At 34.9% G+C, this 7,278-nt stretch carries 5 protein-coding genes and 4 pseudogenes; 5 read left to right on the forward strand and 4 right to left on the reverse strand.

Going from position 1 to position 7,278, the window contains the following annotated elements:
• Together WGMM_RS06695 and WGMM_RS02875 are read left to right on the forward strand one after the other, a co-directional pair.
• Nucleotides 1-583, forward strand: a pseudogene (locus tag WGMM_RS06695) (hypothetical protein); the annotation flags it as partial.
• A 56-nt stretch (nucleotides 584-639) separates the two neighbouring features.
• Nucleotides 640-1,125, forward strand: a complete 486-nt coding sequence (locus WGMM_RS02875; protein WP_038249765.1) for a DNA-3-methyladenine glycosylase — start codon at nucleotides 640-642, stop codon at nucleotides 1,123-1,125.
• Between the two features lie 19 nt (nucleotides 1,126-1,144).
• Here WGMM_RS02875 and purF read toward each other — a convergent pair.
• The 3 genes and pseudogenes from purF to WGMM_RS02890 form a co-directional block, all read right to left on the reverse strand.
• Nucleotides 1,145-2,533: pseudogene (gene purF, locus WGMM_RS02880) on the reverse strand (amidophosphoribosyltransferase).
• Between the two features lie 25 nt (nucleotides 2,534-2,558).
• Nucleotides 2,559-3,662 carry a rod shape-determining protein RodA gene (gene rodA, locus WGMM_RS02885; RefSeq protein WP_038249755.1) on the reverse strand — a complete coding sequence of 368 codons (1,104 nt, stop codon included), beginning with the start codon at nucleotides 3,660-3,662 and terminating at the stop codon, nucleotides 2,559-2,561.
• Between the two features lie 53 nt (nucleotides 3,663-3,715).
• Nucleotides 3,716-5,175, reverse strand: a pseudogene (locus WGMM_RS02890) (proton-conducting transporter transmembrane domain-containing protein).
• Nucleotides 5,176-5,239: 64 nt separating this feature from the next.
• Here WGMM_RS02890 and WGMM_RS02895 point away from each other — a divergent pair.
• The 3 genes from WGMM_RS02895 to virB9 all read left to right on the forward strand — a co-directional run bounded on the left by WGMM_RS02895 (nucleotide 5,240) and on the right by virB9 (nucleotide 6,986).
• On the forward strand, nucleotides 5,240-5,554 hold the full coding sequence (locus WGMM_RS02895) for an NADH-ubiquinone oxidoreductase subunit NDUFA12 family protein (protein ID WP_007548590.1): 315 nt from the start codon (nucleotides 5,240-5,242) through the stop codon (nucleotides 5,552-5,554).
• Between the two features lie 2 nt (nucleotides 5,555-5,556).
• The gene (gene mlaD / locus WGMM_RS02900; RefSeq protein ID WP_038249759.1) at nucleotides 5,557-6,012 is read left to right on the forward strand and encodes an outer membrane lipid asymmetry maintenance protein MlaD; all 456 of its coding nucleotides are present in this window, start codon (nucleotides 5,557-5,559) and stop codon (nucleotides 6,010-6,012) included.
• Between the two features lie 191 nt (nucleotides 6,013-6,203).
• Nucleotides 6,204-6,986: a P-type conjugative transfer protein VirB9 gene (gene virB9 / locus WGMM_RS02905; protein WP_038249762.1), complete on the forward strand. Its 783-nt coding sequence runs from the start codon at nucleotides 6,204-6,206 to the stop codon at nucleotides 6,984-6,986.
• Nucleotides 6,987-6,997: 11 nt separating this feature from the next.
• Here the strand turns inward: virB9 and rnhB are convergent.
• Nucleotides 6,998-7,278 (reverse strand): annotated as a pseudogene (rnhB, locus tag WGMM_RS02910) (ribonuclease HII); the annotation flags it as partial.

Raw genomic sequence — 7,278 nt, forward strand, 5'->3', positions numbered from 1 at the left:
ACAAATTGAAGAAGAGATATCTAAAAATATTGATGCAAAGCTTATAAAATTAAGAGAAACTAAAAATATAGATAACAGTGTTAAGCCTGTCATAAGAATTGCGCTGAACGATTATATAAAAGAAGTAAAATTGCATGATATTCTAAGTGGTAATATGTGCAAAAAGTACGATGTAAAGACAGTTACGTTGCTACTACCTGACCAAAAAACAAGGGGGGTACGTTGCCAAATTGATAAGGATGGGGCAAGAATTTATGAAGTGGCTAATGGGTCATATCAAATGACTTTAAAGTGGAATGCTCAAGGAAAAGAATGTAATATTAAAATTAATATTCATGATAATGGCTCCGTAGAACTTATTGAGGGTAATGGTGTTACTATGGAGCAATTAGCTGCACATAAAGAAGTAAAAGTAGGAAGGCAATATGAAGCAAAGCCTTTACATGAAGTGTTAGCATCACAATTGCCACAAACACAATTACAACAAAGCTCTGAAGAAGTAAAATTTTTGGAGCAGCATTCAACAAATGTAGAAGACTTGAGCGGCGCATCACACAAGCTCCTCCTGCTTCAAAATAGGTAAAGTAGTGAAAATTCAGTATAAGTTGCTTGCATCTGCAAGTAACTTATACTCTTAAAATGAGCAACATAATACTACCAAGAAATTTCTATGAGCGGTCAACTTTAATTGTAGCTGGAGAGTTATTGGGAAAAGTCCTCAAATTTTCTAACTTTAGTGGAATAATAACCGAAGTTGAAGCCTATATAGGAATGAATGACCCAGCTTGTCATGCGGCAAGAGGCTATACTAATCGAACCTCAGTAATGTTTGGTGTGCCGGGGTTTTCGTACGTATATTTTATATATGGAATGTACTACTGTTTAAACATTGTAACAGAAGCAGAAGGGTTCCCAGCACCACTTGAACCACTTGAAGCAAATTTAGGTGGACCAGGAATATTGTGCAAAAGATTAAATATTACAAAAGAACATAACAAACAGGACCTTACTATAAGCCACGAATTTTGTGTTTATGAATCCCACCTCAAACCAGATTATATTTGCACTCGGAGAATCGGAATTAGTAAAGGCCAAGAGAAATTTTGGCGGTTTAAGATTTTCTAAACTTAACACCTTGCGTAGACTATTTGCCAATCGGATAATTACCAGTGAAACAAGCATCACAATATTGTGGTATAGCATTGTTGCGCACCTCTCCTTTAACAGCCTTATATAGTCCATCAATACTCAAGAAGGCTAGGCTATCTACTCCTATAATTTCCTTAATTTCCTTTACAGATTTATTTGCAGCAATTAAATCTTTGCACTCTGGCGTATCTATTCCATAAAAACAAGAATGCTTAATTGGTGGGCTTGAAATTTTGAGGTGAATCTCTTTTACTCCTGCATCCTTTAGCATAACTATTATATTTGTTGTTAACGTACTACCACACACTATACTATCATCTATTAAAATTATGTTTTTACCTTTCAAAGTGTGCTTATTAGCATTGAATTTTAATTTTATTCTAACTTTACGTACTTCAGCGGTTGGTTGTATAAAAGTTCTTCCTATGTAATGATTACGAATTATTCCCAGTTCCATAGGTAATCCTTAATGCTTTGCATATCCAATAGCTGCAGGTATTCCAGAAGCAGGTATTGGTACAACCATATCTACATTGTTTTTTGGTGGGCTCTCTTCTGCAAGTATTCTTCCTATTTCTTTTCTTGTATCGTATATAGACCTATTCTCCATTATTCTGTCTGGTCTTGAAAAATAAACGTATTCAAAAATACAAAAACTTGATTTTTGCTGTGGGAAAGGAAACATTGAGGCTAGCTCACTACCCGAACTGATGGTAACTAATTCGCCTGGTTCTATTTCTCTAACAAACTCTGCATTTATTATATCAAGAGCACAAGTTTCAGATGCAAGAACGTAAGAACCGTTTAACTTTCCTAGAACAAGAGGCCTGATTCCAGATGAATCACGTACTCCAATAACTACTTCTTGATTGATTGCAACAAAAGAATAAGCACCTTGTATTTGCTTTAATGCATATATAAAACTCTCTAAAAAGCTATCTTTTTCACCGCTTGCTGTCAGATGCACTACTACTTCTGTATCAATATCTGACTGAAAAACGCACTCTTGTTTAATCAATTGTTCGCGTATCGGAGAAATATTAATTAAATTACCATTATGTGCTATGGCGAAATCCCCAAATTTGCCACTTTTGCTAAACATGGGCTGCACTCCAAATTTATTACCACTTGTTGAGTATCGAACATGACCTATTGCACAATCTCCAGGTAAGGATTTCTTTATTTCATCTACATCATCGAATACGCTGCTCACTTGACCTTGAAAGTGATAAGAGTGCAGCTTATCGTTGTTACTGGTTACTACGCCAAAAGACTCTTGACCTCTATGCTGCAAAGCGTGGAGAGCAAGTATAGAGTTAAAAGCAGCACCTTGGTTGCAACTTATGCCAAATACCCCACATTCCTCACGCATTTCATCTAGCATAAAAACTATTAAGTAAAATTTAATTTTACTTTAGCATAGGTAAAATGCAAGCATTTTGTTGTTCATCTGCTTTTATTGCCAGCAATAATCCTATGCATATTAAGCTTGCAGCAGTTGTACTTCCTCCATAGGACAGAAATGGCAATGGGTCGCCTATCACAGGTAAGAGGCCCATTGTCATTCCGATGTTTATAAAGAAATGAGCACTAAAAAAGGCGAAAATGCCGATAGATACCGACTTAGAAAAATAATTTTTCGACCTATAAGCGATAGAGAAAATTATGCCAAGTAATGAGGTATAAAGCAAAATTAAAGCCATGCTACCTAAAAATCCCCATTCCTCACTCAGCACTGCAAAAGCAAAATCTGTACGTTTCTCCGGCAAAAATCCAAGTTGAGTTTGACTTCCGTTAACAAAGCCCTTACCAAGCAAACCTCCTGAACCAATAGCTATCTGAGATTGCTGCGCATTATAACCTATTCCAAGTGGATCCACTGATGAATCCAAAAACGACAATATCCTTTGCTTGTGATAAGGACGTAAAAAAGGCCAAATAGCCGGTACTGCAAAAATGCCAAGCGTTCCACATATTACCGAATGAGATCTTTTTATTATTGCTGTGAATATAATTGATATCCCTATAAATAACATTATCACAGCTGTGCCTAAATTAGGTTGCTTTAACACCAAGAACACGGGTAAGAAAATAATTATAAGTGCCTTAAGCAATCTTTTAAATTCCATCATTTTATATACACTCTGCTTATCAAAATAGCGAGCAAGCGCAAGTATTAAGCCTACTTTTGCAAATTCTGATGGTTGCAAACTAATTGATCCAATTCTTATCCACCTTGTTGCACCCATTATGTGTGAGCCAAAAAAATTCACTACTAATAGCGAAATCACTTCTGCTACATAAAAAAAGTAGGCGTGCTTCAAATAAAAATCTAGCTCTATGAATGACATAGCTATAGCAAGTAGGAAAAAGAAGGAGAATATGACCAGTTGGTGAATCGCAAATGGCACCCACTTTCCTCCAGCAGAAGAGTATTGAACAACAATGCCAACGCAAAACAGCGCTATCACGTTAATGACTAACAACCAATGAATCTTCTTCAGTCTATCCACAATAAAGACCTTATAACCTTAAAGTATAGTAAAATATGAAACAAAGATAAAAATCAAAAAACCAACTTCTCAACTACTAACCGAATTGGAGTGCTATATATTCCAGATACTACTGTTAAAACTGCCATAAACAATAGACAGAAAAGCATAGGAAATGGCACATCATTAATTTTGTCCGGTGTCATTCCAGTGCGTGACGTTGCATCATTTTCAAAATACATTTTCTCTACCATCTTCCACATATATATCAATGCAAGGAAAGAGCCAGCAGCAAATGTTACAAGGGAAATCCACGCATGAGATTCGATAATTGCTTTCATTATATACCACTTGCTTACAAAGCCATTTGTTAAATGCACACCGATTAATGCTAAACTGAGTAGAGTGAATGCAAGTGCTGTATAAGGCATTGATTTCTTGAGTCCCGATAAATTCTCTATTTTTGTTGTATCAAATTTGTAAGAAATACATCCTGCAGCCATGAGTAAAGATGTTTTTATTATGCTGTGGTTTACTATGTGAAGAATTGCTGCAAATACACCTGTTTTTGAGTTAAAACTCAGTGCTAAGATTATATAACCAATTTGGCTGACACTAGAATTAGCAGGCAGTCTTCTTATATCTCTTGCAGTTATTGCAGATATTGACCCAAATATAACAGCGCAAAGTGCGAGGATAATTATCACATTGTCCAACAGCGGCTTAAACAAGAAAAAATGTTGTTGGAAAATGGTATAAAAGATTCTGATGAAAACATATATCATCACTTTAGTTACTGTGCCTGAAAAGAATATGCTGATGAAACTTGGCGCTTCACTATATGCATTAACCAGCCACCTGCTTAATGGAAACAGTGCCATTTTAATTGAGAGACCAACAAAAATGAACAATGTACCAAGTTTTATGATGTTGTTATCGTATAATGGAACTATTCTTTCAGCCATGTCAGACATATTGAGTGTTCCAGTCATTGAATACAAGAGCCCGATGCCAAACAAGTAAAACGTTGCCCCTATAGTGCCACTAATTAGATATTCAAATGCTGCAACCAAGGCTTTTTTCCCATTGAAACTAATACATAAGAAGAAAGAGATGAAATTTCCAAGAAAACGTAAAGGTTAAATAAGTCGTTTGTTACTAAAATCCCGAACAGTCCGCTTAAGCACAGTAGAAATAGAGAGTGAAAACCAGTGATTTTGTTTTTGCTCATCTCATTTTCGTTAATATAAAAGCTATAAAGCACACTAATCAGCGCTATAAAATTCACTAGGGTTAGAATTAAGGAATTTAACACGTCGATTCTTAACTCTATTCCATACGGAGGAGCCCAATTTCCAAGGTGATAAGTTATAATTTCACCTTTATATGTTGTAATGAGTAGTATTGATGAAATGATAAGAGTGATTGTTGTTGCAATAAAAGAAATAAACCAAGATACCTTGTGTTTCTTGGCAAGAAAGCAAAACATTGATGCAATTATTGGGATAATAACTTGTAAGATTGGTAATTGCATTAAATTGTTGTTAATATATCGTTAAAGTATTAGTATATATAATACTTTTTGTTTTAATACCCTTATGTTATCTAAAATTTGTAATGCAATAAAACGCCTATTACGAAGAGAAGATAAATTTGTAGGAAGAGATGAAAATGGAAATTCTTACTATGAATCAAGTAAAGGAAAAAGGTGGGTTATGTATAGCAGTGTTTCTGAGCCTACAACAGTGCCTCCGGAATGGCATATATGGCTTCACTATACTGATAATGTAGTACCAGTTAATAATAAAAAAAGAAAAGTAAAACATACTCCTAATTTAACGGGTACAAAAGATGCATACTATCCAAACCAAAAAGTGAAAAATTACTATAAAAGCTGGAGTCCTGATAACTAAAGATGCGAAGGTCAAATATACTTGAAATAACCGCTGGATTATTTGTATTAATTTTTACTATTTTTCTGATTTTCTTTGCTATTGATAAGCTATCTTACATAAAGAAAAACTATAAGGATTGCTATAAAATATATGGTCTTTTTGCTAACGCTAACGGTATAGGAGTTGGTGATAGTGTCAAGATCTCTGGTGTAGATGTTGGAAGCATAACTGGTGTATCACTTGACAAAGCTACCTACGTAGCACGAATCGGTATGTGTATAAGCAAAGACATAAAATTGCCAATTGATAGTTCAGCTCTGATCACTAGCAGTGGAGTTGTTGGTAGTAAATTTGTTAATATATCACCTGGATCAGATATTAAACTAATCTTGCATGGTGGTAAAATAGAGTATACTCAAGCTGAAGCAAATATGGGTGGAATAATGGACAGAATTCTTGGTATGTTTACAAAGTGAAAATGGCAGGATTCCAAGTATATCCGTTCAGGTAAAGCCTCCTGTAGTTCTAAAGTATTTAAGGAGTTTGCCTTATTTCTTGCCTTTTCTACCGCTTGCTTTGGGGTTTATAGTATAGAAAGTGCCTTAACAGTTGCAGTGCATGTCTATTAATGATAATGATAAAATGAAAATTAATTCATTTTGATATTATGACTGGTTTACTGTTTGCCGTACTATTGTTCCTCTGTGGTAGTGATGCACTTGCAAAACAGGAGCCACGTTCAATAGCTGGAGATAATCACATAAAGGTGATAAATTATAACCCACAAGCTATACATAAGTATACGGGTTTTTATGGTTATCAGTCCAGTATATTGTTTGAACCAGGGGAGGTAATACAAAACCTTTCAATGGGTGATTCAACTGGTTGGCAACTCCTTCCTCAAGGTAATAGATTGTTTATTAAGCCTATAGATGATATTGCCGATACTAATGCAACTATAATTACCAATAAAAGAGTTTATTACTTTGAACTTCATGCTGAAGAAGCAACTGGACTAGATGATCCAAAATTAGCATGTGAAGTAAGGTTTCTTTATCCACTATTTAGCAGTGATGAGATTTACACAACAAATAACGGTGATATCTTCGAACAAGCTAGTCATACCATTATTCCTGATATAAACGATATTGAAGTTGTAAAGAAAGGCTTAAATTTTAATTATTCCATCTCGCACGTTAAAGGCAGTCAGTCAATAATACCAATCAAGGTTTTTGATGATGGAAAATTTACATATCTACAATTCAATAAAATAAACTCTGATTTCCCGGCAGTTTTTATGGTTGATTCTGCAGGGTATGAGTCTTTAGTAAACTTCCGTACAGTTGACGACTACCTGATAATCGAAAGGGTGAGTTCAGTGTTTACTTTAAGGAATGGATCGAGTACAGTTTGCCTATTTAATGAAAACATACCTTTCAAAAAAGGGTGAGTGATTAAAGGCTATAATGCCCGAGATATGCGTGCAAAATTTTTTCTATGATGTTCTGTAATTCCATAAAGGCCAATAGCGTTAAGTTGCTCTTTTGTTCCATATCCTTTATTTTTATACCAATTATATTCAGGATGCTTATTGTGCAATTCTTGCATAAGCCGATCTCTCGTAACTTTTGCAACGATTGAAGCTGCTGCAATTGATGTACTCAAATTATCACCATTTACTATGGATTTCACTTGCCATTTCACTTCAGGTGGTTGATTACCATCAACTAGCACATAATCTA

The sequence above is a fragment of the Wolbachia endosymbiont of Glossina morsitans morsitans genome (assembly GCF_000689175.1).
Lineage (GTDB): Bacteria > Pseudomonadota > Alphaproteobacteria > Rickettsiales > Anaplasmataceae > Wolbachia > Wolbachia pipientis.